This is a genomic window from Brevundimonas aurifodinae, from assembly GCF_040195595.1.
Taxonomy (GTDB): Bacteria; Pseudomonadota; Alphaproteobacteria; order Caulobacterales; family Caulobacteraceae; genus Brevundimonas; species Brevundimonas aurifodinae.
This window is the reverse complement of the sequence record NZ_JBEGDD010000001.1, coordinates 60,779-86,887: the sequence shown is the minus strand read 5'-3', so window position 1 is coordinate 86,887 and position 26,109 is coordinate 60,779. Positions and strand designations below refer to the sequence as shown.

The 26,109-nt window shown below is 68.5% G+C and carries 28 protein-coding genes; 13 read left to right on the top strand and 15 right to left on the bottom strand.

Annotated elements, in window-relative coordinates:
• Window positions 1-14 precede the first annotated feature (14 nt).
• Window positions 15-1,088 carry a tRNA (adenosine(37)-N6)-threonylcarbamoyltransferase complex transferase subunit TsaD gene (gene tsaD, locus ABN401_RS00465; RefSeq protein ID WP_349683239.1) on the bottom strand — a complete coding sequence of 358 codons (1,074 nt, stop codon included), beginning with the start codon at window positions 1,086-1,088 and terminating at the stop codon, window positions 15-17.
• A 203-nt stretch (window positions 1,089-1,291) separates the two neighbouring features.
• Between tsaD and hemC the strand changes: the two genes are divergently transcribed.
• From hemC to cckA, 5 genes are all read left to right on the top strand, one after another.
• Window positions 1,292-2,227, top strand: a complete 936-nt coding sequence (hemC, locus tag ABN401_RS00460) for a hydroxymethylbilane synthase (protein WP_349682849.1) — start codon at window positions 1,292-1,294, stop codon at window positions 2,225-2,227.
• A gap of 125 nt (window positions 2,228-2,352) precedes the next feature.
• On the top strand, window positions 2,353-2,616 hold the full coding sequence (fliQ, locus tag ABN401_RS00455; RefSeq protein ID WP_229476371.1) for a flagellar biosynthesis protein FliQ: 264 nt from the start codon (window positions 2,353-2,355) through the stop codon (window positions 2,614-2,616).
• 170 nt (window positions 2,617-2,786) lie between these two features.
• Window positions 2,787-3,563: a flagellar biosynthetic protein FliR gene (fliR, locus tag ABN401_RS00450; RefSeq protein WP_349682848.1), complete on the top strand. Its 777-nt coding sequence runs from the start codon at window positions 2,787-2,789 to the stop codon at window positions 3,561-3,563.
• Window positions 3,556-4,662, top strand: coding sequence for a flagellar biosynthesis protein FlhB (gene flhB / locus ABN401_RS00445; protein ID WP_349682847.1), 1,107 nt, complete (start codon window positions 3,556-3,558; stop codon window positions 4,660-4,662). Before fliR ends, flhB begins: the two co-directional genes overlap by 8 nt.
• A 101-nt stretch (window positions 4,663-4,763) precedes the next feature.
• Window positions 4,764-6,824, top strand: a complete 2,061-nt coding sequence (gene cckA, locus ABN401_RS00440) for a cell cycle histidine kinase CckA (protein WP_432763504.1) — start codon at window positions 4,764-4,766, stop codon at window positions 6,822-6,824.
• A 168-nt stretch (window positions 6,825-6,992) separates the two neighbouring features.
• Here the strand turns inward: cckA and sucD are convergent, their stop codons facing one another.
• The 7 genes from sucD to ABN401_RS00405 all read right to left on the bottom strand — a co-directional run bounded on the left by sucD (window position 6,993) and on the right by ABN401_RS00405 (window position 14,139).
• Window positions 6,993-7,895, bottom strand: a complete 903-nt coding sequence (gene sucD, locus ABN401_RS00435) for a succinate--CoA ligase subunit alpha (RefSeq protein WP_349682846.1) — start codon at window positions 7,893-7,895, stop codon at window positions 6,993-6,995.
• An 18-nt stretch (window positions 7,896-7,913) separates the two neighbouring features.
• The gene (locus tag ABN401_RS00430) at window positions 7,914-8,339 is read right to left on the bottom strand and encodes a PIN domain-containing protein (RefSeq protein WP_349682845.1); all 426 of its coding nucleotides are present in this window, start codon (window positions 8,337-8,339) and stop codon (window positions 7,914-7,916) included.
• Window positions 8,323-8,586 carry a DUF6364 family protein gene (locus ABN401_RS00425; RefSeq protein ID WP_349682844.1) on the bottom strand — a complete coding sequence of 88 codons (264 nt, stop codon included), beginning with the start codon at window positions 8,584-8,586 and terminating at the stop codon, window positions 8,323-8,325. The genes ABN401_RS00430 and ABN401_RS00425 overlap by 17 nt, the downstream gene beginning before the upstream one ends.
• Window positions 8,587-8,638: 52 nt before the next feature.
• The gene (locus ABN401_RS00420) at window positions 8,639-9,229 is read right to left on the bottom strand and encodes a hypothetical protein (RefSeq protein WP_349682843.1); all 591 of its coding nucleotides are present in this window, start codon (window positions 9,227-9,229) and stop codon (window positions 8,639-8,641) included.
• Complete coding sequence (gene sucC, locus ABN401_RS00415) at window positions 9,229-10,419, bottom strand: ADP-forming succinate--CoA ligase subunit beta (protein WP_349682842.1); 1,191 nt, start codon at window positions 10,417-10,419, stop codon at window positions 9,229-9,231. The genes ABN401_RS00420 and sucC overlap by 1 nt, the downstream gene beginning before the upstream one ends.
• Window positions 10,420-10,500: 81 nt before the next feature.
• A complete protein-coding gene (locus ABN401_RS00410; RefSeq protein WP_349682841.1) occupies window positions 10,501-11,811 on the bottom strand; it encodes a spinster family MFS transporter in 1,311 nt (436 codons plus the stop codon).
• Between the two features lie 117 nt (window positions 11,812-11,928).
• A complete protein-coding gene (locus ABN401_RS00405; RefSeq protein ID WP_349682840.1) occupies window positions 11,929-14,139 on the bottom strand; it encodes a TonB-dependent receptor in 2,211 nt (736 codons plus the stop codon).
• Between the two features lie 176 nt (window positions 14,140-14,315).
• Here ABN401_RS00405 and ABN401_RS00400 point away from each other — a divergent pair, with 176 nt between their 5' ends.
• The gene (locus ABN401_RS00400; RefSeq protein WP_349682839.1) at window positions 14,316-15,044 is read left to right on the top strand and encodes a TetR/AcrR family transcriptional regulator; all 729 of its coding nucleotides are present in this window, start codon (window positions 14,316-14,318) and stop codon (window positions 15,042-15,044) included.
• Here the strand turns inward: ABN401_RS00400 and ABN401_RS00395 are convergent.
• Window positions 15,031-15,480 (bottom strand): DUF2141 domain-containing protein, encoded by a 450-nt coding sequence (locus ABN401_RS00395; protein WP_349682838.1) that lies wholly within the window; start codon window positions 15,478-15,480, stop codon window positions 15,031-15,033. The two genes, ABN401_RS00400 and ABN401_RS00395, sit on opposite strands and share 14 nt — an antisense overlap.
• A gap of 68 nt (window positions 15,481-15,548) precedes the next feature.
• Here ABN401_RS00395 and ABN401_RS00390 point away from each other — a divergent pair, with 68 nt between their 5' ends.
• Window positions 15,549-16,325: a LytTR family DNA-binding domain-containing protein gene (locus ABN401_RS00390; RefSeq protein WP_349682837.1), complete on the top strand. Its 777-nt coding sequence runs from the start codon at window positions 15,549-15,551 to the stop codon at window positions 16,323-16,325.
• 3 nt (window positions 16,326-16,328) lie between these two features.
• On the opposite strand, the gene ABN401_RS00385 is transcribed toward ABN401_RS00390, so the two are convergent.
• Together ABN401_RS00385 and ABN401_RS00380 are read right to left on the bottom strand one after the other, a co-directional pair.
• Window positions 16,329-17,795, bottom strand: a complete 1,467-nt coding sequence (locus ABN401_RS00385; protein WP_349682836.1) for a carotenoid oxygenase family protein — start codon at window positions 17,793-17,795, stop codon at window positions 16,329-16,331.
• A gap of 22 nt (window positions 17,796-17,817) precedes the next feature.
• Window positions 17,818-18,237, bottom strand: coding sequence for a DUF2141 domain-containing protein (locus ABN401_RS00380; RefSeq protein WP_349682835.1), 420 nt, complete (start codon window positions 18,235-18,237; stop codon window positions 17,818-17,820).
• Between the two features lie 227 nt (window positions 18,238-18,464).
• Here ABN401_RS00380 and ABN401_RS00375 point away from each other — a divergent pair, with 227 nt between their 5' ends.
• Window positions 18,465-19,091, top strand: coding sequence for a glutathione S-transferase family protein (locus tag ABN401_RS00375; protein WP_349682834.1), 627 nt, complete (start codon window positions 18,465-18,467; stop codon window positions 19,089-19,091).
• 43 nt (window positions 19,092-19,134) lie between these two features.
• On the top strand, window positions 19,135-19,371 hold the full coding sequence (locus tag ABN401_RS00370; protein WP_349682833.1) for a hypothetical protein: 237 nt from the start codon (window positions 19,135-19,137) through the stop codon (window positions 19,369-19,371).
• A 6-nt stretch (window positions 19,372-19,377) separates the two neighbouring features.
• On the opposite strand, the gene ABN401_RS00365 is transcribed toward ABN401_RS00370, so the two are convergent.
• Together ABN401_RS00365 and ABN401_RS00360 are read right to left on the bottom strand one after the other, a co-directional pair.
• Entirely contained in the window at window positions 19,378-20,310 is a 933-nt protein-coding gene (locus tag ABN401_RS00365) for a Gfo/Idh/MocA family protein (protein WP_349682832.1), read from the bottom strand.
• Window positions 20,311-20,327: 17 nt separating this feature from the next.
• Window positions 20,328-21,488, bottom strand: coding sequence for a DegT/DnrJ/EryC1/StrS family aminotransferase (locus tag ABN401_RS00360; protein WP_349682831.1), 1,161 nt, complete (start codon window positions 21,486-21,488; stop codon window positions 20,328-20,330).
• Between the two features lie 157 nt (window positions 21,489-21,645).
• On the opposite strand from ABN401_RS00360, the gene ABN401_RS00355 reads away from it, so the two are divergent.
• Both ABN401_RS00355 and ABN401_RS00350 read left to right on the top strand, forming a co-directional pair.
• Window positions 21,646-22,167 (top strand): D-glycero-alpha-D-manno-heptose-1,7-bisphosphate 7-phosphatase, encoded by a 522-nt coding sequence (locus tag ABN401_RS00355; RefSeq protein WP_349682830.1) that lies wholly within the window; start codon window positions 21,646-21,648, stop codon window positions 22,165-22,167.
• A gap of 67 nt (window positions 22,168-22,234) precedes the next feature.
• Entirely contained in the window at window positions 22,235-23,116 is an 882-nt protein-coding gene (locus ABN401_RS00350; RefSeq protein WP_349682829.1) for an alpha/beta fold hydrolase, read from the top strand.
• On the opposite strand, the gene ABN401_RS00345 is transcribed toward ABN401_RS00350, so the two are convergent.
• Window positions 23,113-23,760 (bottom strand): thiamine phosphate synthase, encoded by a 648-nt coding sequence (locus ABN401_RS00345; RefSeq protein ID WP_349682828.1) that lies wholly within the window; start codon window positions 23,758-23,760, stop codon window positions 23,113-23,115. The genes ABN401_RS00350 and ABN401_RS00345 overlap by 4 nt on opposite strands.
• Here ABN401_RS00345 and ABN401_RS00340 point away from each other — a divergent pair.
• Both ABN401_RS00340 and ABN401_RS00335 read left to right on the top strand, forming a co-directional pair.
• Window positions 23,759-24,478 (top strand): YggS family pyridoxal phosphate-dependent enzyme, encoded by a 720-nt coding sequence (locus tag ABN401_RS00340; RefSeq protein ID WP_349682827.1) that lies wholly within the window; start codon window positions 23,759-23,761, stop codon window positions 24,476-24,478. The genes ABN401_RS00345 and ABN401_RS00340 overlap by 2 nt on opposite strands.
• 67 nt (window positions 24,479-24,545) lie before the next feature.
• Entirely contained in the window at window positions 24,546-25,232 is a 687-nt protein-coding gene (locus ABN401_RS00335; protein ID WP_349682826.1) for a response regulator transcription factor, read from the top strand.
• A 16-nt stretch (window positions 25,233-25,248) separates the two neighbouring features.
• Here the strand turns inward: ABN401_RS00335 and ABN401_RS00330 are convergent, their stop codons facing one another.
• Entirely contained in the window at window positions 25,249-26,094 is an 846-nt protein-coding gene (locus ABN401_RS00330) for a hypothetical protein (RefSeq protein ID WP_349682825.1), read from the bottom strand.
• Window positions 26,095-26,109: the final 15 nt, after the last annotated feature.

Here is a 26,109-nt window from a genome sequence, read left to right as displayed (position 1 = left end):
GGAAGACGGCCCCCTCAAGCCTTCGCGCCTTTTCGACCCGTCGGATGGACAGGGTCGGCGATCGCCCGCGCTTCGTCCAGCGGCCATCGCGGCCGCGCCGGCGCGTCGATGTCCGAAATGAGACCGAGCCGCAAGCGCTCTGCCCCCGCCAGGGCGATCATGGCGGCGTTGTCCGTGCAATAGACGAGTGGCGGGGCGACGAAGGCGAAACTGCGCCGCGCCGCCGCCTCTTCCAGCACCCGGCGAACGGTCCTGTTGGCCGCCACGCCACCCGCGACCACCAGCGTCCTCGCCTCATGCCGCTCGGCGTAGTCGGCCATGGCCCGGTCGGTGCGTTCCGAAAGCTGGCGGGCGATGGCGCTCTGGACCGCGTCGGCCAGATCGGCCCGGTCCTGATCGGTCTCCAGGCTCTGGGCGATCCGCGACGCCGCCGTCTTCAGGCCGCTGAAGGAGAAGTCGCAGTCCTTGCGGCCCAGGAGCGCCCGGGGCAGATCGAAGCGCGGACCGTCGCCGGTCGCCGCCAGCCGCTCCAGCGCCGGACCGCCCGGATAGCCCAGCCCCATGGCCTTGGCGATCTTGTCGAAGGCCTCTCCGGCCGCATCGTCGATGGTGGTCCCCAGCCGGCTCATGTCGCCGATTCCGCGCACCTCCAGCAGCTGGCAATGCCCGCCCGACACCAGCAGCAGCAGGAAGGGATAATCGACCCGCGCCCCCAGCCGGGCCGAGACCGCGTGCCCCTCCAGATGGTTGACCGCGACGAAGGGCAAGCCCCGCGCCAGGGCCACCGCCTTGCCGAACCCGAGCCCGACCATGACCCCGCCGACCAGGCCGGGTCCGGCGGTGGCGCCCACGCCGTCCAGGTCCCCATAATCGATCCGCGCTTCGGCCATGGCGCGGGCGGCGACGCCTTCGATCATCTCGACGTGGCTGCGCGCCGCGATCTCGGGCACGACGCCGCCATAGGCTGCGTGATCCTCGATCTGGCTGTGAATCACAGAGGAGAGCACCTCGGTCGACCCGTCGGCCGCCAGACGCACCACCGAGGCCGCCGTCTCGTCGCAGCTGGTCTCCAGGCCGAGAACGGTCAGGGCGCTATCGCTCGCGACGCGGTCGCTCGCTGCTTGAGCGCGAACGGAGTCTGGGGCGCTATCGCTCGCGACGCGGTCGCTCGCTGCTTGAGCGCGAGCGCGATCGGAAAACGCCTTTCCGGCGTCGCCGGCGCTGCTAAGGTCGCCTGAGTTCTCCACCGGCGTCAGGTAACGACCCGGCCCCCCTGACGCAACGGACCCGAATGCCCACCATCCGAATCGGCACCCGCCGCTCCGCCCTCGCCCTGGCCCAATCCGGCATGATGCAGCGGGCCATCGCCGCCGCCATGGCCCTGCCGATCGAGGAGGTGGTGCTGGTCGAGATCGTCACCACCGGCGACCAGATCCAGGACCGGCGACTGATGGAGGTCGGCGGCAAGGCCCTGTTCACCAAGGAGATCGAGGAGGCGTTGCTGGACGGCCGCGTCGATATCGCCGTCCATTCCATGAAGGACGTGCCCGCCGAACAGCCGCCCGGCCTGACCATCGCCGCCATTCCCGAACGGGAGGATGCCCGCGACGCCTTCATCAGCCGCGACTTCGACGGACTGGAAGCGTTGCCCCAGGGAGGCCGCCTCGGCACCGCGTCCCTGCGTCGCCAGGCCCAGGCCCTGGCGCTTCGACCCGACCTGCAGATCGAGATGCTGAGGGGCAATATCGACACCCGCCTGCGTCGCGCGGCCGAGGGCGATTTCGACGCCATCCTGCTGGCGGCGTCGGGCCTGAACCGGCTGGGTCGATCCGAAGCGGTGCGCGGCTTTCTGTCCATCGACGCCTTCCTGCCGGCCCCGGGTCAGGGGGCCCTGGCGCTGCAGACGCGCGAGGGCGACACCGATCATGCCTGGGTCCGGGCGATGAACCACGGTCCCACCGCCCTGTGCGTGGCCGCTGAGCGCGGGGCCATGGTGGCGCTGGAGGGGTCCTGCCGCACGGCGGTCGGCGCGCACGGCGTGATCCAGGGCGACACCCTGACCCTGACCACCGAAATGCTGGCCCCGGACGGCACCGCCCGCTGGCGCCGCAGCGGCCAGATCAGCGGCCTGGGCGGCGCGGACGCCATGGACCGGGCCCGGGACCTGGGTCTGACGCTGGGCCACGAGGTCCACGCCGCGGCGGGCGACCAGAGCGTGGCGGTCTGATCGCCCTTTCGTCCAGCCAAGGGCGGGCCGGGTAACACCGCATTAACCACGCTCCCGGCATTTTCTGCCGAGTATCCGGCGGCGGGCCTCAAGCGGGCCAGGGCCGGAAGATTGGTGGAGTGGGCATGAGCGGCGCGGAAGTACTGGATGTGGGCCGCGACGCCCTGTGGCTGACCATCCAGCTGTGCGCGCCGGTTCTGCTGGTGGGCCTGGTCGTTGGCGTCGGCATCGGGCTGTTCCAGGCCCTGACCCAGATCCAGGAACAGTCCCTGGTCTATGCGCCCAAGATCATCGCCATCTTCATATCGCTGCTGCTGTTCCTGCCGCTGATGGGGGGCTTGCTCGGGGCCTTCATGCGCCAGATCGCCGCCCGCATCTCGGGCATGTGACGCGCGTGCCCATCACGCTCGTCATCCTCGGACTTGATCCGAGGATCGGATTGTCCACCGGCAGGACAGAAAGCCGGACGGGTCATGCCTCCAACCCCCTGCACTCTGGCGCGGCACGTCCGATCCTCGGGTCAAGCCCGAGGATGACGGCCTAGAGCGGGGGAGGGTCCATGGAGCCCTACGCCACCGCCGATCAGGTCTGGGCCGGCGGCCTGGTCTTCGCCCGGGTGGGCGCGGTCCTGCTCAGCCTTCCGGGCATCGGCGAGAGCTATGTGCCGCCGCGCATCCGGTTGTCGCTGGCGCTGGTCGTGGCCCTGGCCATCTGGCCGATCGTCGGCGGAGCCCTGCCGCCCCTGCCCGCCAGCCTGGGCTCGGCCGTCGGCTGGGTGATCCGCGAGGTCATCACCGGCCTGGCCATCGGCGCCGTGCTGCGCGCCTTCACCGCCGCGCTCGCCGTGGCCGGCGAGATCGTCTCGCTGCAGACCACGCTCAGCTTCGCCCAGACCACCAATCCCCTTCAGGCCCAGCCGGGCACCACGATCGCGGCCTTCCTGATGCTGCTGGGGACGGTGCTTGTCTTCGCCACCAACACCCATCACCTTTTCATCGCCGGGCTGGTGGGGTCATATGAGCTGATCGCCCCGGTGCGGCCGCTGGTCACCGGCGACTTCACCGAACTGGCCGTGAGGACGATCGGCGACAGCTTCCTGCTGGGCGTGCAGCTGGCCGCGCCGGTGATCGTCTTCGCCCTGATCTTCAACCTTGCCAGCGGCCTCGTGGGCCGGGTTATGCCGGCGTTCCAGATCTTCTTCGCCGCCGCCCCCCTGAGCGTGATCCTGGGACTGTCGGTCTTCGCCCTGTCGCTGGGCGTGCTCGGAACGGTCTTCATCGACCGCTACCGGACCCTGGCCAATCTGTTCGTCTCGTCCGGAGGCGGCGTTGGCTGAGGACACCGATCCCGAGTCGAAAACCGAAGAGGCCACCCCGCGAAAACTCGAGGAGGCCAGACGCAAGGGCGACGTCGCCAAGTCCATGGACGTCGCCCCGGCCCTGAGCCTCATGGGCGCCGCCGCCGTCATCCTGATGGCCGGGGGATGGTTCGCGACCTCCATGGCCGAGACCCTTTTGCCCTTCATCGCCCAGCCGCATGCCCTGATCGGGGGGCTGGAGGCGGGAGCGGGGATCGAGCTGGCAACCCGGGCCCTGTGGTCGATGACCCCGTTCCTGGCGGCGGTGATGGTGGCCACCATCATCGGCGGGATCTCGGGCACGGTGCTGCAGACCAACGGCCTGATCTTCTCCGCCGAGAAGCTGAAGCCCAAGCTGGAGAAGATCAGCCCGCTGAAGGGCTTCAAGCGCATCTTCGGGCCCGACGGCCTGATGCAGTTCGTCCAGACCCTGATCAAGCTGATCGCTGTGTGCGTGGTCTGCTGGATGGTGCTGAAACCGCACATGCGCGAGTTCGAGAACATGGCCGCCATGCACCCGGCGACCATCCTGCCGCTGGCGCGCGACCTGGCCATCGCCCTGATGGCCTCGACCCTCGTCCTCCTGGGCCTGACCGCCGGTGGAGATATCCTGTGGCAGCGGATGCGCTTCGCCAAGCGGATGCGGATGTCCAAGGAGGAGCTGAAGGAAGATTACAAACAATCCGAGGGCGATCCGCATATCAAGGCCAAGCTGAAGCAGATCCGGATGCAGCGCAGCCGCCAGCGAATGATGGCCAACGTCCCCAAGGCCACGGTGATCGTGACCAACCCGACCCACTATTCCGTCGCCCTGCGCTACGAGCCCGATCAGGGCGACGCCGCGCCCATCTGTCTGGCCAAGGGCGTCGACGCGGTGGCCTTGCGCATCCGCGAGGTGGCGCGCGATCATTCCCTGCCGATCGTCGAGAACGTGCCCCTGGCCCGCGCCCTCTATGCCGCCGTCGACATCGACGAGACGATCCCCCGCGAGCATTTCGAGGCGGCGGCCAAGGTGATCGGCTTCGTGATGCAGAAGCGAACAGGGTCGAGGGCCGGGGGTCGAGGGTCGAGGGGATGAGTGGTTCGACGCCGGGTTCGAAGCCCGCTTTCGACCCTCGACCCTCGACCCTCGTATCTGCCCTATACTGCGCCACTGATTCGCTCCGGGAGCCGCGCTCCGTGACCTCGTCCCCCCGCCGTTTCGACCTGTCCCTGGTGCTGATGGCGCTGGGATTCACCGTGGCCATCGCGGCCTTGGCCTGGCCCGCCTTCCAGGCCGGACCGGTGACGACACCGCACATGATCCTGATGATCGCCGTGGCGGCCGTGGCTATGTTGGGCCTGTTCGCCTTCGGTCGGCAGGAGGCGCGCCGTCCCGCTCGCCCGGACGGCGACGTGGCGGTCGAGATGCTGGATGCCCTGGCCGAGCCGGCGGCTCTCGTCTGGGCCTCCGGTCAGGTCCTGGCCTTCAACGGGGCCTGGGCCTCGCAGAACGGAGCGACCACGGCCCTGCCACGCGGCTCTTCGGCCCAGGCTCTCTACATGGCTTTCGCCCAGGCCCGGTCAGGCCATCAGGGACGCGCCATCGTCACCATCGGCGAGCGCGAGCTCGAGGTGCTGATCGCCCAGGCGGGGCCCGGCCGCTTCCTGGTGCGGGAGGCGCCGGAGGCCGCCCTGACCCATTCCGCGACCTCCACCGCCGCGCCGGCAGCGACCAATGGCTATGTCGCCGCCGCCGGAGAGGGGCGCGCCATGGCGGCGGGAGCGCCGTTCGGCTCGGCCGTGATCGGCGGCGAGGACCTGTTCGCCGACCATGCAGAGGAGGCCAATCCGGCACTGGCGGTGCTGACCGGCCCGGCGGCGGCGAGAAACGCCGCCTTCGGCCATCTGTTCGACCCGGCGGGCGTGGCGGAAGCCCGGAAACGGCTGGCCGAGGGGTCGTCGGGCCCGATCGAACTGGTGGCCCGGGCTCACCCGGATCGCAGCCTGCACCTGTATGTCGCGCCCGAGGGCGACAAGCGCCGGGTCTGGCTGTTCGACGTCTCGACCCAGAAGTCGATGGAGCTCCAGCTGTCGCAGGCCCAGAAGATGCAGGCCGTGGGCCAGCTGGCCGGCGGCGTGGCCCACGACTTCAACAACCTGCTGACGGCCATCCAGCTGCAGCTGTCCGAGTTGCTGGAGCGGCACCCGGTCGGCGATCCGTCCTATGAGGGGCTGAACCAGATCCGCCAGACCGGCATCCGGGCCGCCGATCTGGTCAGGAAGCTGCTGGCGTTCTCCAGGAAATCGACGGTCCGGCGCGAGCGGCTGGACCTGGGCGAACTGGTCGGGGAGTTCGCCGTCCTGCTGCGGCGGCTGCTGCGCGAGGACGTGCGGCTGGAGACCGACTACGGCCGCGACCTGCCGGTGGTGCTCGCCGACAAGTCGCAGCTGGAGACGGCGGTGATGAACCTGGCCGTCAACGCAAGGGACGCCATGCGCGGCGTGGTCGCGCCCGGCGACGCGGTCGTGACCATCCGCACCCGCCGCCTGACGCAAGGCCAGGCCCGCGAGATGGGCTGGCTGGACGCGCCCGCCGAGGACGGAGCCCTGATCGAGGTGTCCGACACGGGCCCCGGCGTGCCCCCGGCCCTGCTGGACAAGATTTTCGAGCCGTTCTTCACCACCAAGGCGGTCAACGAGGGCACCGGCATGGGGCTGGCCACCGTCTATGGCATCGTCCAGCAGGCGGGCGGCCATATCGCCGTGGCCAACATCGAGGGGGCGGGCGCCGCCTTCCGCATCTTCCTGCCCGCCGCTACGGCCCAGGAGCTGACCGAGGTCGCCCCGGTCGAAGCCAAGGTCAAGGCCGCGCCGCGCGACCTGTCCGGCAACGGCCGCATCCTGTTCGTGGAGGACGAGGCCGCCGTGCGTGGCATCGCCGCCCGGCTGCTGCGCCAGCGCGGCTATGAGGTGATCGAGGCCGCCGACGGCGAGGAGGCCCTGGCCCTGGCCGAAGAGTGGTCTGGCCAGATCGACATGCTGATCAGTGACGTCATCATGCCGGGACTGGACGGGCCGTCCCTGCTGAAGAAGGCCCGGCCCTATCTGGGAGACGCACCGGTCATGTTCATCTCGGGCTATGCCGAGAGCGACTTCTCCGACCTGCTCCAGGACGAGGCCGGGGTGTCGTTTCTGCCAAAGCCGCTGGACATCAAGACCCTGGCCGAGCGGGTCAAGCAGCAGTTGCAGGGGGGATAAGGCGGAGTTTCTCCCTCCCCCTGCGGGGGAGGGCAGGCGCGCAGCGCCGGGTGGGGGCGGCCGAGCGATACAAAGGCGATGTCGGAGTCAGTCTCAGCGGGCCGCCCCCACCCGGTCTCCGCTGCGCTCCGACCACCCTCCCCCGCAGGGGGAGGGAGAACGAAGGCCTCAGCCCTTCAGCACTTCCACCAGGGTCGTGCCCAGACGCGCGGGCGAGGGCGAGACCCTGATGCCGGCGGCTTCCATGGCCGCGATCTTGGATTCCGCATCGCCCTTGCCGCCCGAGACGACCGCGCCGGCGTGGCCCATGGTGCGGCCCTTGGGGGCGGTGCGTCCGGCGATGAAGCCGGCCATGGGTTTTTTCCGACCCTTCTTCGCTTCGTCGATCAGGAACTGGGCGGCGTCTTCCTCGGCGCCGCCGCCGATCTCGCCGATCATGATGATCGATTGGGTGGCCTCGTCGGCGAGGAACAGCTCCAGCACGTCGATGAACTCGGTGCCCTTGACCGGGTCGCCGCCGATGCCGACGGCGGTCGTCTGGCCCAGGCCCTCGTTGGTGGTCTGGAACACCGCCTCATAGGTCAGGGTGCCCGAGCGCGAGACGATGCCGACATTGCCCTTCTTGAAGATCGAGCCCGGCATGATGCCGATCTTGCACTCTTCCGGGGTCAGGACGCCGGGGCAGTTGGGGCCCAGCAGGCGCGAGGAGGAGCGGTCCAGCCGCGCCTTGGCCCGCACCATGTCCAGCACCGGAATGCCCTCGGTGATGCAGGTGATGAAGGGCACCTCGGCCTCGATGGCCTCGATGATGGCGTCGGCCGCGCCCGCGGGCGGCACATAGATGACCGAGGCGGTCGCGCCGGTGGCGTCCTTGGCCTCGGCCACCGAGGCATAGATCGGCAGGCTCTCGCCGTTCGACCCGGTCCAGGTCTGGCCACCCTTGGTGGGGTGGACCCCGCCGACCATCCGGGTGCCGTAATAGGCCAGCGCCTGTTCGGTGTGGAAGCCGCCGGTCTTGCCGGTCAGGCCCTGGACGATGATCTTGGTGTCGCGATTGACAAGGATGGACATGGGGGCTCGCTTTTGAAGTCAGGCGGGGAGGAAGGGATTTTCGACGCGGACCGACCCATAGGTCTGACCGTGATTGAGGTCTTCGGAATACAGGACGCGCGCGCCGATCCGCTCGGCCGCGGCGATGATCGCACCATCCCAATAGGACAACTGGTAGCGGCGAGCGTGATCGATGCCCGCCACCACAACGTCGGACGTGATCGGTTGGCAGGGTTTCATCGCGACCACGCGGACCCATTCGCGGGCCTTGACCGACGAAAGCGGCGGCGCGCCCTTACGAGTGGCGTTGTTATAGAACTCGGCGAGCACCTGGCCCGAGGTGCAGTAGTCCTCGGTCAGCACGATCTCGCGCGCCCGCTCCCACCGATGACCGGCATGGTCGCGCCCCAGGGCGGCGTAGAGCAGGATGTTGGTGTCGAGGAAGACCTCAGTATTCGCGATCAAACCGAGGTTCCCCGCTGTAGGTCTCTTCGCGGGTCGGGGGGCGCCAACCCTGGCCTCCGCGGCCCTCTGATTCGTCGATCAACTTGAGCAACGCCTCGCGGGCCTCGTCCTTGGAGGTTTCCTGCTCGACGAGCCGCGTGAGGAAGCCGCGCACCATCTCGTTGACGCTGGTCCGCTTCATGGCCGCGAGCACCCGGACCTTGTCGAGCAGGTCGTCGTCGATGGCGAGGGTGAGATTACGGGTCACTTCGGGTGATTACACGGGTTATGTGTGGCACACAATCCGTGTAACTCACGCTCTAATGCGGCCGGGCGCCTAGGTCTGACGTCAAGAACACTGCGGTGCCTGTGAAACCGGTCTGGACGGCCGCTGGACTTCCCTCCGGGAAATAGGAGGTCTGAAGATTGCCAGCCCCCGGCAATGCGCTGCTGAGGTCCCACTGAACGATCCGGCCATAGGATTGATCAAGACGGATGCGCGATTCCGCGCTGCTCAGACTAGAGGCCTGTTGGTCTGGTATCCCGAACGCCGCGTCGAAGTCCCAGATTGCACAGGTCCCATATCGGGCGGTTTCGTCCTGAGCAATCTCGGCCGTCAGGACGTTCACGGTCGCAAACAGATTGTCTCTACGCAGAATAGTTGTCTCGCTAGTCGCTTCTGCTTCCGAGGCGCGGTCTTGGTCCAGTTGCGTGACCGCCGCCAACTCTGGGTTGGCGTCCGCAGCCGAAAGGGACCATCCCCCCTGCTCAAAGCCGGATATCATCGCAGCCGGGTCTAAGCGGTGCGGTAAGCAAAACTGTTGAAACGCCGCCAATCTCGGATCGGGACCCAACACTTCCTTTACTGGCGCAGCGGCGGTCAGGAGCAAGACCGCAAGACTGGCGAGCATCACCCCACCGCCGCGACGATCTTCTGGGCGGCGTCGTCGAGGTCGTCGGCGGCCGTGATGGCCAGGCCGCTCTCGTTCAGGATCTTCTTGCCCAGATCGACATTGGTGCCTTCCAGACGGACGACCAGCGGCACCTTCAGGCCCACTTCCTTGACGGCCGCGACCACGCCCTCGGCGATCACGTCGCACTTCATGATGCCGCCGAAGATATTGACCAGGATGCCCTGGACGGCCGGGTCGGCGGTGATGATCTTGAAGGCCGCCGCGACCTTTTCCTTGGACGCGCCGCCGCCGACGTCGCAGAAGTTGGCGGGTTCCTTGCCGTACAGCTTGATGATGTCCATCGTCGCCATGGCCAGGCCCGCGCCGTTCACCATGCAGCCGATGTTGCCGTCCAGCGCGACATAGGCGAGGTCCCATTCCGAGGCCTCGATCTCCTTGGCGTCTTCCTCGGTCTCGTCGCGCAGTTCCTTGATGTCCGGATGGCGGAACAGGGCGTTGCCGTCGAAGCTGACCTTGGCGTCCAGCACGCGCAGGCGGCCGTCGGTCATGACGATGAGGGGGTTCACCTCCAGCATGGCCATGTCGGTCTCGACGAAGGCCTTGTACATGACGGGGAACAGGGTCTTGCCGTCCTCGGCGGCCTGACCGTCAAGCTGGAAGGCCGCGTTCAGCTTGGCCACGTCGGCGTCGGTGACGCCGGCTTCCGGGTCGATGACGATGGTCTGGATCTTCTCGGGCGTGTCGTGGGCGACGGCCTCGATGTCCATGCCGCCCTCGGTCGAGACGACGAAGGCGATGCGGCCGTACTGACGGTCGACCAGCAGGGAGCAATACAGCTCACGGTCGATGTCGGCGCCGTCCTCGATATAGAGGCGGTTGACCTGCTTGCCGGCGTCACCGGTCTGGGCAGTCACAAGGGTGTTGCCCAGCATCTCCCTGGCGTGGGCGACGACCTCCTCGATGGACTTGGCCAGGCGCACGCCGCCCTTGGCGTCGGCACCCAGTTCCTTGAACTTGCCCTTGCCGCGCCCGCCGGCGTGGATCTGGGATTTCACGACATAGAGCGGCCCGGGCAGCTGGCGGGCGGCGGCCTCGGCCTGATCGACCGAGGTGATGGCGACGCCCTCGGCGACCGGCGCGCCAAAGCCCTTCAGGACCTGCTTGCCCTGGTATTCGTGGATGTTCATGGGGGACCGCCGGTCGCTAGGGAGGAGGGAGTGCGGCGCTTATAGGCGGGCGCCCTTCGCAGGCGCAACCATGACCCGGCCTCAATCCACCCAGTCACGCCTCAGGCTGCGGGCCGAGATGAACAGCAGGATCGCCGCCAGCCCATAGAACCACTGGCCGACATAAAGCGAATACCGCAGCGCCTCCTCGCCGAAGCGGGGCGTCAGATACTCCGACACCGCGCCCAGCAGATAGATGCCCAGGCCGATGCCCACGAGGTTGTTGATCAACAGGAAGCTGGCCGAGGCGGTCGAGCGCATGTGCGACGGCACCAGGTGCTGGACGGCCGTGATGAGCGGCCCCAGCCAGGCCAGGCTGAGCGCCTGGGGGATCAGGAACAAGAGGAAAGCTGTTCGTTTGTCCTCGACGTTCATGGCCAGGAAGAACAGGGGCACGGCGATAATGAAACCGACGGCGGGCACCAGGGGATAGGCGCTGCGCTTGACCCCCCGACCCAGCTTGTCGGCCAGCCAGCCGCCCAGCCAGATGCCGATGGTGCCGCCGAAGAAGGCGATGCCGGCCATGTACCAGGCCCGTTCCGCGCCCTCCATGCCCATGCTGCGCTGGAAGAAGCTGGGCAGCCAGAAGGCCGCACCGTAGCCATAGACCGAAGAACAGGCCGCCCCGAAGCCGAGGAACCAGAAGCTGGGCTTCTTCAGCAGAATGGCCCAGACCTCGCCGAACGACGCCGCCTTCTGGGCCGGGGCGGGGGTGGCGATGACGCCCTCGGGCACCGGCTCGCGGTCGAAGCGGCCACGCTCGGGGTCCTTAATGGTCAGCTTGACGATCGGGGCCAGCAGCACACCCGCCAGACCCAGGACGATGAAGGCCGCGCGCCAATCGATCGCGGCGGCCAGCAGCCCGCCGAACAGATAGCCCAGAGCCGTGCCGATCGAGACGCCGAAGGAATAGACCGCGAGCGCCCGGGCCCGCTGGGCCTTGGGGAAATAGTCCGCGACCAGCGAATAGGACGGTGCCACACCGCCCGCCTCGCCCACGCCCACGCCCATGCGCGCGCCGAACAGGAAGGTGAAGCCGGTCGCCAGGCCGCACAGGGCGGTGAAGCCGGACCAGACGGCGAGCGAGGTTGCGATGATAGAAGTGCGGCTGATCCGGTCGGCCAGCCAGGCGATCGGCAGGGCCAGGGTGGAATAGACGACGGCGAAGGCCGGTCCGCCGAGCAACCCGAGCTGGCTGTCGGTGAAGTTCATCTCGGCCTGGATGTAGGGCGCCAGGATGGCCAGCACCTGCCGGTCGATGAAGTTGAAGGTGTAGACCACCGTCAGCAGGCCCAGGACGTAGACCCGGTAGGCCGGGCGCTCGAGCGGCGTCGGCGCAGCTGCGGTGGTCATGGGGCGTCCTCCGGAAGTCTTCTTGTCTTGGACCGACCGTAGCGGGGCCGGGGCCGGCTGCAAAAGAAAAAGGCGGCGGTCGTTTCCGAACCGCCGCCTCTTGTCACTCCAGCGTGATCAGTACCGGAATGTCAGCTGCGCGGACCAGGTACGCGGCGGGCCGTAGAAGGCCGAGATCGAGTTGTTGAAGGTCGCGCCGGCGAAATTGTAGCCGCCGATGCGGTATTCCTCGTCGGTCAGATTGCGACCGAAGACGCCGACCTGATAGCGGCCGTTCGGAGCCGACCAGATCGCCGACAGATCGACCAGGGTGTAGGCTCCCTGATCCAGCACCGGGTCGGGCGCGTCGAACAGGCTGAACTCGCTGCGGTAGGACAGGGACGGCGTGATCGTCAGCTCGCCGCCGGCAAGCTGGCCTGCCCAGGTGACGCCCCAGTATCCCGACCACTCCGGCGAGTTCTGCGGCGAACGCACGTTCGAGATGTCGACCGGCGTGCCGGTCACCAGGGTGATGAATTCGTCGAACTCGTTCTTCAGATAGCCGATGGAGAAGTTGGAAGTCAGGCTGTCTGTCAGAAGAACCGAGCCTTCCAGTTCAAAGCCGTAGATCGTGGCCTGGCCGACGTTGTCCACGACCGAGGCGATGCCGGTCGCCGGCGGGGTGGCCGTCTGCTGGGTCGTGATCTGGAGGTCTTCGTAGTCGGAGTAGAAGACTGCGGAGGCGAACGACAGGCGGCGATCGAAGGCCGTGCCCTTCAGGCCCAACTCATAGGCCGTGACCGTCTCAGGATCGTAGCCGTTCACCGTCTGGGGCACAAGGAACGCGTCGCCGCGCATGTCCCAGCCGCCCGACTTGAAGCCCTGGCCGATCGAGGCGTAGCCCGTCAGCTCCTCGGTCAGGTCATAGGACACACTGACACGCGGCGTGAACTGCTCGAAGCTGTCCTCGGCCGTGTAGTTCGTCCGGGTCTGCAGGATCGGCCGGGCCGTGCCGCCGGTCAGAGGCGTGCGGGTGGCGCCGAGATAGAAGAAGCGCTGAACGCCGGCATCCTTGTCGTCGCGGGTGTAGCGTCCGCCCACAGAGGCGCTGAGGCGGTCGGTGAAATCGAAGCTGAAGTCGGCATAGGCCGAAAAGGACTCGGTGTTCACATAACCCGCCGCCGCGATGGCCACACCCAGGTTACCGGCGATGGTGTCGAATACGCCCGAGCTCTCGCCGTCCAGCCAGTAGAGACCTGCGACGCCCGACCAGCGATCGCCGTTCAGGATGGCCTGGAACTCCTGGGTGAACTGTTCGTCGGCATAGATCGCGGGAACGTCCAGCGTCGGCAGAGGCGACTGGTCGAAATCGATGACGGTGGCCGTGTCGCCACTGCGCCAGGCCGAGATCGACTTCAGCGTCAGCAGGTCGTTGACGACATACTCCGCGGTGAAGGACGTGCCCTCGGTCACGACGTTCTGTTCACCCTGAATCCCGGCGTTGGTGTCATAGACGCTGGCCGGCGGTGTGAATCCGCCGGTGGTCGAGTTCACCTCGCGGTGGCCGTGGCGCGGGTTCGAATCGTCCTCGACCCGGTCGTGAGCGAGGCGGAAGAACAGCCGATCCGAAGGCGTCCATTCGGCGCTGGCGCGGAAGGCGGTGACGTCCCTGTCGTACTGGTCCTCGCCCGTGTTCAGGTTCTCGCCGTAGCCGTCGCGGTCATAGCTGGCGAAGGCACCGCCGATCGACAGCTGGTCGCTCAGCGGTACGTCGCCGGCGATCATGAAATCGCGCTGGTTGTAGCTGCCGAGGGTTCCGCGCGCGATGAAATCGGGCTCATTGCCCAGGCGGCGCGTCACATATTTTATCGCGCCGCCGATGGTGTTGCGGCCGTACAACGTGCCCTGGGGCCCGCGCAGGACTTCGATCCGCTCGACGTCGAAGATGTCGAGCACCGCGCCCTGGGGCCGGGCGACGTAGACGTCGTCGATGTAGAGGCCGACGCCCGGCTCGAATCCCCACAGCGGATCCTGCTGTCCGATCCCCCGGATGAAGCTGATGAGCGTGGAGTTGGAGCCTCGGGCCACCTGAACCGTCGCATTCGGCGTCTGCTGCTGCAGGGCGGTGATGTCGGCGGCCCCCGTCTGCTCCAGACGCTCCGACGAAAGGGCCGAGACAGCGATCGGCACGTCCTTCAACTGCTCGTCGCGACGGCGTGCGGTGACGACGATCTCGTCCAGCGCCGTAGCCTGTTCCTGAGCGGGCGCGACGTCCTGCGCCATCACCATGGTGCTGGCCGCGCTCCATGCGGCTCCAGCCAGCAGCACGCTCTTCATCACTCGTGTCATCGAAAACCCCTTGCCTGACATGTTTCCAGAGACGCTTTTATTCAGCGTTCAATGATTTTCGGGGAACCTGACGAGGTTTGTTCCCGGTGTCAAACGGCCGCGCTTGCCGCAGCGGCATCCGGTCACCGCCTGTGGCGCCGTTGCACCGACGGCTCGGACAGGACTAGCTTCGCCGCATGAGCAAGCTGGAAACCGTTCCACCGGCCCCCGCCAGACGCGGACGGCCGCCCAAGCTGAAAGCCGAGGCGGCCGGCGACACGCGCGGCCTGATCCTGGACGCGGCCGAGGACCTGTTCTCCAAGCACGGCTTCTATGGCGTCACCATCCGCGAGGTGGCGCGCGAGGCGGGCGTGGATACGGCCCTGGTCCACTACTATTTCGGAGCCAAGCGGGGGCTTTTCGACGCGGTCTTCCTGCGCCGGGCCGAGGTGTGGAACAACGAGCGGGTCGACGCCGTCAACCGCTACGCGCTGGCGCATTCCAGCAAGGATGGGCCGGGAGCGATGACGCTGGAGGGCCTGCTGCGCGCCTTTCTGGAGCCGCCGTTCCAGTGGTCGCTGAAAGGCGGGCCGGGGTGGAAGCACTATTCCGCCCTGGTGGCCCAGACCAACGCCAACCCCACCTTCGGTGGCGAGACCATGGCTCGCTATTTCGATCCCGCCATCCGGCGGCTGATCGAGCTGGTCAAGGTGGTGATGCCCCAGGCGCGCGAGGTCGATCTGTACTGGGCCTATCACAACCTGTCGGGGGCCCTGACGCTGACGCTGGGCGAAACCGGGCGGCTGGACCGGCTGTCCGGAGGCCTTTGCCGATCCGGTGACCTGGAGACCGCCTGCGACTATCTGGTGCGGTTCGCGGCGGCTGGCTTTCGCGCGGTCTGCCCGCCCGATCTTAGCGCAGGGTGATCGCTTGCTGGGTGCCGGCCACCGGCAGGTCGAAGGCAGCGGCGTCGAAGGCCGGCGGTCCAAACCGGCCCCGCGCGTCGCGCGAGAAGCCATAGGCCTCCTTGGGCAGACCGATCGGCCACAGGGTCAGCTCGCCGTTGCTGTCCGCGTCATGGAAGGCCCCTACGGCATAGCGGCCCGGGGGCAGCCCGGTCAGAGTCACGGTCGTGGCCCCTCCGGGTGCCGGGATGATACGGCTCATCACCGGATTGCGGCTCGCGCGAAAATCGGCGGCGTTGCCGTAGACCGCGATCGCGATCGACCCTCCCGCCCCCTGGGTGCGCAGCGTCAGACGCAGGTCTGCGGCCTCGGCAGAGACGGCGGTCATAGCCGCGATGGCTGCCGCGACGACGGCAGCGATTGCGGTCGCCGGGCCCGGTCGGATTGCAGTTTTCATCGAAACGCCTTCTCGTGGTCGCACCGCCCCGCTTCACCGAAACACCAGACCGAGCGCCCCGTCCAGCCATGACCACCGCCGCGGTCTCCCACAATCGACGGTCACCCTCTCTGGCACGGTTCGCCCGAGGCATGGCGGTGGCGGCGGCGGCGGGCGTGGTCCTGGCCCTGACCGGCGCCTTTGGCATGTCGAACACCACAGTCTGGATCCGGCTCGCCTACTGGGTGCCGGTGATGCTGGCAGGCGCTGTCTGGGGGGAGGTCTGTTCGCGGCTGATCGACCGGTGGATCGATATGGACGAGAGGCCGTGGCTGGCCGTCGCGGCGCTGACGGGCTCCATCACCGGGCCCGTGGCGATCCTTGTCTGGTTCGTGACGGGGCTGGTGTTCGAAGGTCAGGTCTATCCGCTGAGCACCTTGCCGCTGATGGTCGGGCCGGTGCTGATCGTCACCGCCAGCGTAAGCGCCATCAACGTCTTCCTGGGCAAGGCGCAGCCAGTCCAGACCCATGCCGCCGCCGTCGGAGCTCCCGCCGCGCGCTTTCCCGATCGCCTGCCGCCGCGCCTGAGGGGAGCCACGATCCGCGCCGTCCAGGCCGAGGACCACTATCTGCGCATCCATACCGATCGGGGATCGGACCTGATCCTGATGCGGCTGTCGGACGCCCTGGACGAGCTGGAAGGTCTGGAGGGGTCCCAGACCCATCGCAGCTGGTGGGTCGCCAGAGACGCGGTGCGCGATGTCGCCCGTGGCGACGGCCGGGCGACGCTGACGCTGGAGGGCGGCGTCGTCGCACCGGTGAGCCGCCGCTATGCAAAGGCGCTGCGCGACGCGGGCTGGTATTAAGGTCTAGCCCCTCCACGCCCCGTGAAACCCCGCCGGCAGGGCGACGTCGGCCCGCCAGGTCGCCACCGGCCCAGCCTCGACAGCCGCCACATCGAAGACGTGCAGTTCGGTGACGCCCTCGGCCAGGTTGATCGACGGGGCGACCAGCCAGGCGTCGCGCTCGGTGGTCGTTCCCGGCTTGGGCACGAACACGGCCTCTTCCATGATCTGGGTGTCGTCGAAGGCGAAGGCGTGGCTGCGGCCGGTCTTCCAGTCCTGGATCGCCAGACCGTTCGGCAGCGGACGCGCGCCGCGTTCGCCCGCGACGTGGACGCTGAGGCTGCGTTCCAACCCAGCGCGGCGCGGATCGCCCTTGGGGAACTCGGCGGCGACGCCTGAAGAGGCAAGATCGGCGCGGCCGTCCGGATGGAGCGTGACCAGCTTCAGCACGCTGGGGGACCCCGGAACCACGCCACGTCCGGCGACCAGGACGCGCGCGCCCTCGACGGCGAAGGTGACGTCGTCGTTGGCGGCCACGTCGAAGCGGATCGTGCCGTCCCCCTCGGTCCAGCCGTCGCCCAGATGGAAGAAGCTGAAGGTCGGCAGCTCATAGACCCGGGTGGCGCTCAGGTCCGCCTTGTCGACCACCAGGACCTGGGTGCCCATCTCGGGACGCCAGTCGAACTGGGTCAGGACCGGCATCTGGTTCCGCGCGAAGACCCACGGCTGAAGCACGAAGATCAGGTGGCGCTCGGTCGCGGTGAAGTCGTGCAGATAGCTGGCGCGCGGCAGGCGGATCACCTGGGCGTCGATCAGTTCGCCGGACCCTTCCAGATGCCAAACGATGGCGCGATCGCCGCTGGTGCCGACGTTCCAGATCGTGCCGTCGGGCGCGCGACGGGGGTGCGCCTGGAACGGCATCCCCTTCAGGTCGTCGCGCAGGGTGACGAAGCGTTCGGTCGCCAGGGTGGCGGCGTCCATCTGAAACGGCGATCCCCCCTCCCACAGCGCCCAGACCTTGTCGCCGTGAACGAGGACAGAGGTGTTGGCGGCATTGGCGTCGTCGTTGGAGCCCAGTCGCGCCCGGGGATCGCCAGCCGTGCCGAAGCCGGGGGTCACGACGGCGTCGAGCTCGGTCTCGGTCCGTCGCTTCGGGGTGTCGGCGAAGCGGGCGGCCAGGGTGATGGAGCCGTCCTGAATGTCGAACGACCGCACCAGACCGTCGCCGTCGAACCAGTGGGTGGCCGAGCCGCCCGGCCGCCGGAACTTGCCGGGACCGTTACGGAACAGCGTGCCCTCCAGCCCGGCGGGGGGCCGCCCGTGCACCAGACGCATGGCACGGGGCGAGACGTCGGCGTCCAGGTCGGCGGTGGCCAGGGCCCAGGGAGCGGCGGCGTCCTGGGCGATGGCGGCCCATACTGTCTCCGGCGTGGCGACGGCGGCTGACAGGGCGGCGGCACTCATCAGGAAGTGGCGGCGAGAAGGGTTCATGGCGGTGTCCCTGGTCCCTGGCCTAGCGGATCGAAATGGTCTGAGTGGTGTCACCCTGGACGATGAAGCGGGCGCGATCCCATCCGGCGGGCCCCATGTTGCCGACCGCGTTGTTCGAGAAGGCGTACGGTTCGGTCGGCATGCCGAAGGGATTGGCGTCCATGCGGCCGTTGCCGTTGACGTCGTGAAACGCCTTGATGCCGTATTCGCCGGGTTCCAGGCCCTCGAAGCTGGCCGTGCGCTGTCCAGCCGCCACGTCAATACGGGCCCCGCGGATGGGCTGACCTCCGCTGTAGGTCGAGGCATCGTACAGGGCGACCATAACGGCACCGGTCTGGGCGGCGGGCTCGAAGGTCACGGTCAAGGCACCGGTGGGCTCGGCGAGGACGGGGGCGGCGACGCCCAGCGACAGGGCGGCGATCAGGGACAGGGTGCGGATCATGGTGGGGCTCCGGGTTTCTCAGAGAGGAGACCGACCACCGGCCTCCGATGCCCAGACGGTGCCCCTAGCCCCGCAGCACCGCCACCGGACTTGCGGCGGCGACCGCCCGGATTTCGTGAATGGCACCCGCTGTCCGTTGGCGAAGCGCGAACGACCGCGCGGCGTGGCCCCGCTTGCGGGCGCGGTCGGGCGGGCGCACTCTGGCTTCGCAGACCGGAGGCCGTCGGATGTCCGAAGAGATCGTCTTCTACACAAACCCCATGTCGCGGGGCCGCATCGTGCGCTGGATGCTGGAGGAAGTCGGTCAGCCCTACCGGACCGAGGTGCTGGACTACGGCACCACCATGAAGGCGCCGGCGTATCTGGCGATCAATCCAATGGGCAAGGTGCCCGCGATCCGGCATCGGGGCGTGACCGTGACGGAGTGCGCGGCGATCTGCGCCTGTCTGGCCGACGCCTTTCCGCAGGCCGGACTGGCTCCTGCGCTCGATGACCCGGCGCGCGGGACCTATCTGCGCTGGATGTTCTTCGCGGCCGGTCCAATGGAGGCGGCGGTGACGGCCAAATCGCTGGGCTGGCAGGCGCCGCCGGAGCGTCAGGGCATGGTGGGTTACGGCAATTTCGACCAGATGGTCGACGCGCTGGAGACCGCGATCGAAGCCGGGCCCTTCATCCTGGGCGAGCGGTTCAGCGCGGCGGACGTCTATGTCGGATCTCAGATCGGTTGGGGGCTGCAGTTCAAGACCCTGCCGGAACGGCCGACGTTCGCCGCCTATGCCGCACGGATCCAGGCGCGCCCAGCGGCGGTTCGTGCGGCGGAACTGGACAACGCACTGGTCCCCAACCCCGCCTGATGCGTTGAAACTCTCAGTGGCCTATCCCGAAAGGAACACGACCATGATCAAACGCCCGTTTGTCACACTCACGATCGCAGGCCTCGCCTTCGCTGCGACCGGTTGCGCCATGACGCCCCGCGACGGCGCGCCGCGCGGCTATGCGGCGGATCTGGAGAGGCTGCGTGCGGATTGCACGGCGCGCGAAGGCATTCTGGTGCCGACGTCGTCAAGCACCGGCCGAGCCGAGACAGACTATGTCTGCGAACTGCGCGGTCCGGCGACCCGGCTGCGCGACTGACCGGCGTCAGCCCTCGCCGAGGCAGCGCAGGGCGACCTCGAGATTTCTCAGTCCGTCCTCGCCGGTGACGGCGGGGGCGGTACCCGTGCGGATCGCGTGCGCGAAGGATTCCAGTTCCTTCTTAAGCGGTTCATTGGGCCAGGAGTTGACCGCGCGGGTCTGGTAGCTGCCATCCGGCTGCTGGCCGAAATATTCGGTGACCTGGCGGGTCATCAGGTCGGCGACGACGAACTTGCCCTGGGTCGCCACCTGCAGCGTCCGGACCTTGTAGGGCGTGACCCAGTTGGTGGTGATGTGGGCGATCACCCCATTGTCCATGCGGAACTGGAGCAAGGCCGTGTCCTCGCGCTCGGCGCGGGTGCGGGCCAACTGGGGCTGGACCTCGGCGACCTCCGACCCCGTCAGGTGGCGGATGATGTCGATGTCGTGGACCGCCAGGTCGATCACCACACCGACCTCGCCCATGCGAGGCGGGAAGGGGCCGACGCGGGTGATCTGGATCGAGATGACCTGTTCGTCGGCGATGGCGCGCTTGACCGCCTCGACCGCCGGATTGAACCGCTCGACCTGACCGACCATCAGCACGCGGTCGTTGGCCTTGGCCGCGTCGATCATGCGGCGGGCATCGGCGACGGTCGCCGCGATGGGCTTTTCGACCAGGACGTGGACGCCCTTTTCCAGCAGGGCGACGCCGAGGTCGGCGTGGGTGCGGTTGGGCGTCGAGACCACCGCGGCATCCAGACCGGCGTCGACGAAGGCCTGGGCCGTGCTGACGGCGGTCGCCTCATAGACCTCGGCCACGCCCTGGGCGGTGACGGCGTCCATGTCGAAGAGGGTCGTCAGGTCGAAGTCGCGGATGTCGGACAGGACCCGCGCATGGTTTCGACCCATGACGCCGACACCGGCGACGCCGACTTTCAGGGGGGTGGGGTGGCTCATTGGATCAACCCCAGAGATCAGGAACGGAACGAGGCGACGGCCGCGACGATCCGGTCCTGGGTCGCCTCGTCCAGATCGGAGTGCATCGGCAGGCTGATCACGACCTCCTTCTTGGCCTCGGTCACCGGCAGGCCGCCCGGCCCGCGTGGATGATGCTCATAGGCCGGCTGGAGGTGGCAGGGGATCGGATAGTAGACGGCGCTGGGCACGCCCTGGTCTTTCAGATGCGCGGCCAGGCCGTCGCGGTTCGGGTGCTCGATCGTATACTGGGCCCAGTTGGAGACGTTGCCCGCCGGGACATGGGGCACCGCCGCGACGTGGGGCGCGAGCAGGTCGTTGTAGCGGGCGGCGATGCGATTGCGCCATACGATCTCATCGGGGAAGACCTTCAGCTTCTCGATCAGGACGGCGGCCTGGACGGTGTCGAGGCGGCTGTTCATGCCCACGCGCATGTTCAGATATTTGGTGTCGTGCTCGAAGGTGCGACCCACCAGATCCTTGGCCACGGCCTTGCCGTGGACGCGGTAGCTGTCGATCTCCTGCGCCAGATCGTCGTCGTTCGTCAGCACCGCTCCGCCGTCGCCGTAGCAGCCCAGCGGCTTGGCCGGAAAGAAGCTGGCGGTGGTGACATCGGCCCATTTCAGCGGATGAGCGCCGTCCAGGGTGCAGCCGAAGCCTTGCGCCGAATCCGAGATCAGCTTGAGCCCGTGCGCGTCGCAGATGGCCCGTATCGCCGGATAGTCGGCGGGCTGGCCGAACAGGTCGACGGCGATGACGACTTTCGGTTTCAACCGGCCTTCCGCGATTGTCGCCTCGATGGCGGCCTCCAGATGGGCCGGGCTCATGTTGTAGGTGCGGTGGTCGATATCGATGAAGACCGGTGTGGCCCCCAGCCAGGGCACGACCTCGGCGGTGGCGCAGAAGGTGAAGCTGGGCACGAAGACGGCATCGCCCGGCCGGATGCCCCAAGCCATCAGGGGCAGGACCAGCGCCTCGGTGCCATTGGCGCAGGACAGGGCGTGCTTGGCCTGTCCGAAGTCGGCCAGCATGCTCTCGAACTCGCGGACCTGGGGGCCCATGACATAGGCCCCACCCTCGACAGCGGCCATGACGGCGGCCTCGATCTTGCCGCCCAGACGGCGACGCTGGGCCTGCAGATCGATGAAGGCGATGCTCATGCGGGAATGCCTCTTTGCGGACGGCGCAACCGTCGAAGGGTGGGCGGCGTCTAACCGAACGCGACGGACCTGCCAAACGGCAGGGGGTCACATCGCGTTGCGCCTTGCAACGGGGGCTTCTATCGAGACGCTCGCCCACCGCCGGAGTGCCCTCGCCTTGTCGCCTGCCCAAAGTCCCGTCCCCGCCGTCTTCCTGGACCGCGACGGCGTCCTGATCGTCGACAGCGGCTATCCGCATCTGGAGGAGCATCTGGTCCTGATCCCGGGCGCGGCCGACGCCGTGCGACGGCTGAACGCCCTGGGCTATCTGGTGGTGATCGTCACCAACCAGTCCGGCGTCGCGCGCGGCCTGTTCAGCGAAGACCAGATGAAGGCCTTCAACGCCCTGCTGGTGCGGCGTCTGGCCGCGAGGGGCGCCCGGATCGGGGCGGTCTACGCCTGTCCCTTCCACGCGGACGCCGAGAACGAGCGGTGGCGGCACCCCGACCACCCCGATCGCAAGCCCAATCCCGGCATGATCCTGAGGGCGGCGAGCGATCACGGCATCGACCTGAACCGGTCCTTCCTGATCGGCGACCGCCAGAGCGACCTGGAAGCGGCCCGGCGCGCGGGCGTGTCCGGCTTCCTGTTCGAGACGGGCAATCTGGACGATTTCGTCCGCGACCTGCTGGGCGGCTGATCGCAATTCTTAGGCCGTTGAAATACGATGGTCTCGACGCGGGGGCGTCGCTGCCCGGAGCCTGGATTTGACCGAAGCCCATCCGTTCTCGGAGCGACGCTGGACCGCGTCGGACGGTCTGTCGCTGTTCGCGCGGGACTATGCCGGCTCCGATGGCCCGGCCCGGCTGCCGGTCATCGCCATCCACGGCCTGACGCGCAACTCGGCTGATTTCGAGCATATCGCCGGGCTGATCGCCCGCAGCGGACGGCGGGTGCTGGCGCTCGACGTGCGGGGCCGCGGACGCTCGGACCGGGCGGGCGATCCCATGACCTATCAGCCGCCGGTCTATGCGAAGGACGTGCTCGCCCTGCTCGAGGCCGCCGGGATCGAGCGCGCGGTCTTTCTCGGCACCTCCATGGGCGGGCTGATCACCATGGCGGTGACGGCGCTGAAGAGCCGCGTCGTGGCCGCCGCCATCCTGAACGACATCGGACCCGAGGTCGCGCCCGAGGGCCTGGCGCGGATCGCCGCCTATTCCGGAAAGCCCGTCGAGACCCCGACCTGGGCCGCCGCCGCCGCCTATGCCCGCGAGATCAACGGCGTGGCCTTCCCCCACTATGGCGACGCCGACTGGGACGCCTTCGCCCGGCGCACCTTCCGCGAAGGGACGGAGGGCGCGCCGGTGCTCAACTACGATCCGGACATCGCGGTGCCGATCAAGGCGGCGGGGGCCAAGGCCCTGGCGCCGAACCTGTGGCCGTATTTCCGGCGTCTGGCGAGGAAGCGCCCGACCCTGCTGATCCGGGGCGCGACCTCGGACCTGTTGTCGGCCGCGATCGCCGAAAAGATGCAGAAGGCGGCCCCGACGATGCACTACGCCCAGGTGGCCGGCGTCGGTCACGCGCCGATGCTGGACGAACCCGAGGCCAAGGCCGCCATCTTCGAGTTCCTGCGCGACCTGCCTTAGGGAGCGAAGGCGGCGATCACCCCGTCGATGGCGGCGACACCCGCACAACCGGTCCCCGCCAGCTCGGCGATTCGTTCGGCCGCGATCCCGCCCAGCGCCAGGACCGGTGTCGGTCCGGCGCCGGCCGCAAGTATCGCCTCGACACCGAGAGCGGGTCTGCTCGCCGACGCGCCGCCGGCCGGGAAGATCGGCGACAGGATCACCGCGTCCAGGTCGCGGGCCGCCAGCGCCGCCCCGACCGAATGGGCGGCCCCGGTCAGGATCCAGTCCGGACGCCGTCCTGACAGGGCATAGGCCGCAGAAAGAGCGGCCTCGGGCAGATGCAGACCGTCGGCCTCGATCCGGTCCGCCAGATCGGCGTCGCGCCCGATCAGCAGGGTCATGCCCCGTTCCCGGGTCACCGCGCGCAGACGCCGGGCCTCGTTCAGGGCCTCGTCCCTGCCGAAACCGCGAAAGACCACGCCCGATCCCGGCGGCATTCGGGCCGCCGTCTCCCAGGGGCGCGGGGTCCGCTCCGGGTCGGTGAAGAACAGCAGCGGCGGGACCCGCGACGGCCTGCCCCCCCTGACAGCCTGCGCCGTCCGGGCTAGAGCCTGAGCCTCGGCCCACAGGCGGGCCCCCTCCGTATGCGACGCATCCCCCATGGCCGCCTCTTCCCCCGCTTCGACCGCGCCGTCCACTCCCGAAGACCTGTCGCGCCGACTGGCGGGGATCCGGGCGCGGATGACGGCCGCCGCGGGCGCCGTGGGCCGCGACCCGGCCTCGGTCACCCTGACCGCCGTGTCCAAGACGCAGCCGCCGGAGGCCATCGAGGCCGCCCTGGCGGCCGGACTGCGAGTCTTCGGCGAGAACCGGGTGCAGGAGGCGCAAGGCCGCTGGACCGAGTTCCGGCCCCGATTGCCCGATCTGGAGCTGCGGCTGATCGGGCCGCTGCAGTCCAACAAGGCAGTGGACGCGGTCGCCCTGTTCGATGTGATCGAGACGCTGGATCGCGAGAAACTGGTCGGGGCGCTCGCCGCCGCCCAGGACAAGGTCGGTCGCCGACCGCGCGTCCTGGTTCAGGTGAATACCGGCGAGGAAGAGCAAAAGGCCGGGGTCGCGCCCCGGGACGCCGACGCTCTGATCGCGTCGGCTCGCGCGGCAGGGCTGGATGTTCAGGGTCTGATGGCGATTCCTCCCGCCGACGAGGAGCCGGTCCTGCATTTCGCCCTGCTGGCGAAGATCGCGGCGAGGAACGACCTGCGGGTGCTGTCGATGGGGATGAGCGGAGACTACGAGGCGGCGATTCGGCTGGGAGCGACGCATGTTCGGGTCGGATCGGCCCTGTTCGGGGAACGAAAGGCCGATCCCGCGCTCTTCTAGACGCTGAATTTCAAACGGTTTCGCCTCATGCCTTGGCTTGAGGCGTTCGCCTCGCCATCTTGGGACCATGCCCGCAGCCAAAACCCTCCTGATCATCGACGACGACGACGACCTGCGCGAGGCCCTGGCCGAGCAGCTGGCGCTCCACGAGGAGTTCCGCACCGTCCAGGCCGCGACCGCCACGGAGGGCGTGCGGCTGGGCCGCGAAATCCGGGCCGATCTGATCCTGCTGGACGTCGACCTGCCCGATATGGACGGCCGCGAGGCCTGTCGCCTGCTACGGAAAGACGGGGTCTCGACCCCCGTCATCATGCTGACCGCCCAGGATTCCGACGCCGACACCGTGCTGGGGCTCGATTCCGGGGCCAATGACTACGTCACCAAACCCTTCCGCTTCGCCGTGCTGCTGGCCCGCATCCGCGCCCACCTGCGCAGCCACGAACAGTCCGAGGACGCCGTCTTCCAGATCGGCCCCTATGAGTTCCGTCCCGCCGGCAAGATGCTGATGGACGCCAATGGCAAGAAGGTCCGGCTGACGGAGAAGGAAACCAACATCCTGAAATACCTCTACCGGGCCGGGGCCAAGCCGGTGTCGCGCGAGGAGCTGCTGACGGAGGTCTGGGGCTACAACGCCGGGGTCACGACCCACACCCTGGAAACTCACATCTATCGCCTGCGCCAGAAGATCGAGCCCGAACCGGGCCTGGCGCGGCTGTTGCTGACCGATTCCGGCGGATACCGTCTTCAGCCCTGACGAACGGCCGCAGGCGTCAGCCGCCGATACGCCATTCCGACAGGGTTTCGCCCCCCGCGGTCTCGAACGCCACCCGGTCCAAACGCACAGCGGCGATGCAGACCGGACGCTGATCCGGCCCGGCGGCCCGACAGCGAATGGCGCGGCCGTCCGGAAAGGACCCGACCCGACCCTCGAGCCGCAACCGATAACCGTTCGTCGGGGCCGCAACCGTTTCGGCGTCGCCTTCCGGCCGAACCGAGAATCCGTAAGCCCGGCCGTTGCGCCGCTCCAGCCGCGAGCCGTCGGCGTCGAACACGGCGGCCAAGCCGACGGTCTGGGGCGACGGCGCGGGCGGTCCACTCGCCAGCGGATCGCTGGCCAGGGCCGGGCAGCCACCGTCCTCCATCCAGGGACGCGGGATCCAGAAGCCCTCGACGGCTTCCCACCCGTCATCGCCGGCCCCCGCGATCAGGGCCGACCGGGTCCAGTCGCCCGGCGTCATCGACAGCTGGATGGCTCTCCGCTCGGGGGCCCAGGACCAGCGGGCGAGGCCCTCGGCCTGGCCCTCGACGACGGGCTCGGGCCCTCGGCAACCGAAGGCCGTCGTCACCGAGAAGGGCTTTCCGACCAAGGCGTCTGTGCCTTGGGGAGTCACCCCGGACGCATAGTTGGAGGCCGCCCGACGCAGCCCGTCCAGCAGAGCCCGGCGATCCAGGGTCAGCGAGGCGGGGACGATCCGGGGTGGCGGTGCCGGCTCGACGAGGGGCGTCGCCTCGACAGGAGCCTCGGCCCGCTCCGGGCGATCGCAGGCGGAGACGAGGAGCCCGGACGCCGCCAGCACGACGAGCGGGCGGCGAAGCAGATCGACCGAACCGTTCATGACGGTGTTCTAGCA

Bases quoted from the DNA above. Each gene is read 5' to 3' on its own strand.
- hemC (WP_349682849.1), top strand. From the start codon at position 1,292: ATGCCCACCATCCGAATCGGCACCCGCCGCTCCGCCCTCGCCCTGGCC.
- fliQ (WP_229476371.1), top strand. From the start codon at position 2,353: ATGAGCGGCGCGGAAGTACTGGATGTGGGCCGCGACGCCCTGTGGCTG.
- fliR (WP_349682848.1), top strand. From the start codon at position 2,787: ATGGAGCCCTACGCCACCGCCGATCAGGTCTGGGCCGGCGGCCTGGTC.
- sucD (WP_349682846.1), bottom strand. From the start codon at position 7,895: ATGTCCATCCTTGTCAATCGCGACACCAAGATCATCGTCCAGGGCCTG.
- ABN401_RS00420 (WP_349682843.1), bottom strand. From the start codon at position 9,229: ATGCTCGCCAGTCTTGCGGTCTTGCTCCTGACCGCCGCTGCGCCAGTA.
- sucC (WP_349682842.1), bottom strand. From the start codon at position 10,419: ATGAACATCCACGAATACCAGGGCAAGCAGGTCCTGAAGGGCTTTGGC.
- ABN401_RS00410 (WP_349682841.1), bottom strand. From the start codon at position 11,811: ATGACCACCGCAGCTGCGCCGACGCCGCTCGAGCGCCCGGCCTACCGG.
- ABN401_RS00405 (WP_349682840.1), bottom strand. From the start codon at position 14,139: ATGACACGAGTGATGAAGAGCGTGCTGCTGGCTGGAGCCGCATGGAGC.
- ABN401_RS00400 (WP_349682839.1), top strand. From the start codon at position 14,316: ATGAGCAAGCTGGAAACCGTTCCACCGGCCCCCGCCAGACGCGGACGG.
- ABN401_RS00395 (WP_349682838.1), bottom strand. From the start codon at position 15,480: ATGAAAACTGCAATCCGACCGGGCCCGGCGACCGCAATCGCTGCCGTC.
- ABN401_RS00390 (WP_349682837.1), top strand. From the start codon at position 15,549: ATGACCACCGCCGCGGTCTCCCACAATCGACGGTCACCCTCTCTGGCA.
- ABN401_RS00385 (WP_349682836.1), bottom strand. From the start codon at position 17,795: ATGAACCCTTCTCGCCGCCACTTCCTGATGAGTGCCGCCGCCCTGTCA.
- ABN401_RS00380 (WP_349682835.1), bottom strand. From the start codon at position 18,237: ATGATCCGCACCCTGTCCCTGATCGCCGCCCTGTCGCTGGGCGTCGCC.
- ABN401_RS00375 (WP_349682834.1), top strand. From the start codon at position 18,465: ATGTCCGAAGAGATCGTCTTCTACACAAACCCCATGTCGCGGGGCCGC.
- ABN401_RS00370 (WP_349682833.1), top strand. From the start codon at position 19,135: ATGATCAAACGCCCGTTTGTCACACTCACGATCGCAGGCCTCGCCTTC.
- ABN401_RS00365 (WP_349682832.1), bottom strand. From the start codon at position 20,310: ATGAGCCACCCCACCCCCCTGAAAGTCGGCGTCGCCGGTGTCGGCGTC.
- ABN401_RS00360 (WP_349682831.1), bottom strand. From the start codon at position 21,488: ATGAGCATCGCCTTCATCGATCTGCAGGCCCAGCGTCGCCGTCTGGGC.
- ABN401_RS00340 (WP_349682827.1), top strand. From the start codon at position 23,759: ATGGCCGCCTCTTCCCCCGCTTCGACCGCGCCGTCCACTCCCGAAGAC.
- ABN401_RS00345 (WP_349682828.1), bottom strand. From the start codon at position 23,760: ATGGGGGATGCGTCGCATACGGAGGGGGCCCGCCTGTGGGCCGAGGCT.
- ABN401_RS00335 (WP_349682826.1), top strand. From the start codon at position 24,546: ATGCCCGCAGCCAAAACCCTCCTGATCATCGACGACGACGACGACCTG.
- ABN401_RS00330 (WP_349682825.1), bottom strand. From the start codon at position 26,094: ATGAACGGTTCGGTCGATCTGCTTCGCCGCCCGCTCGTCGTGCTGGCG.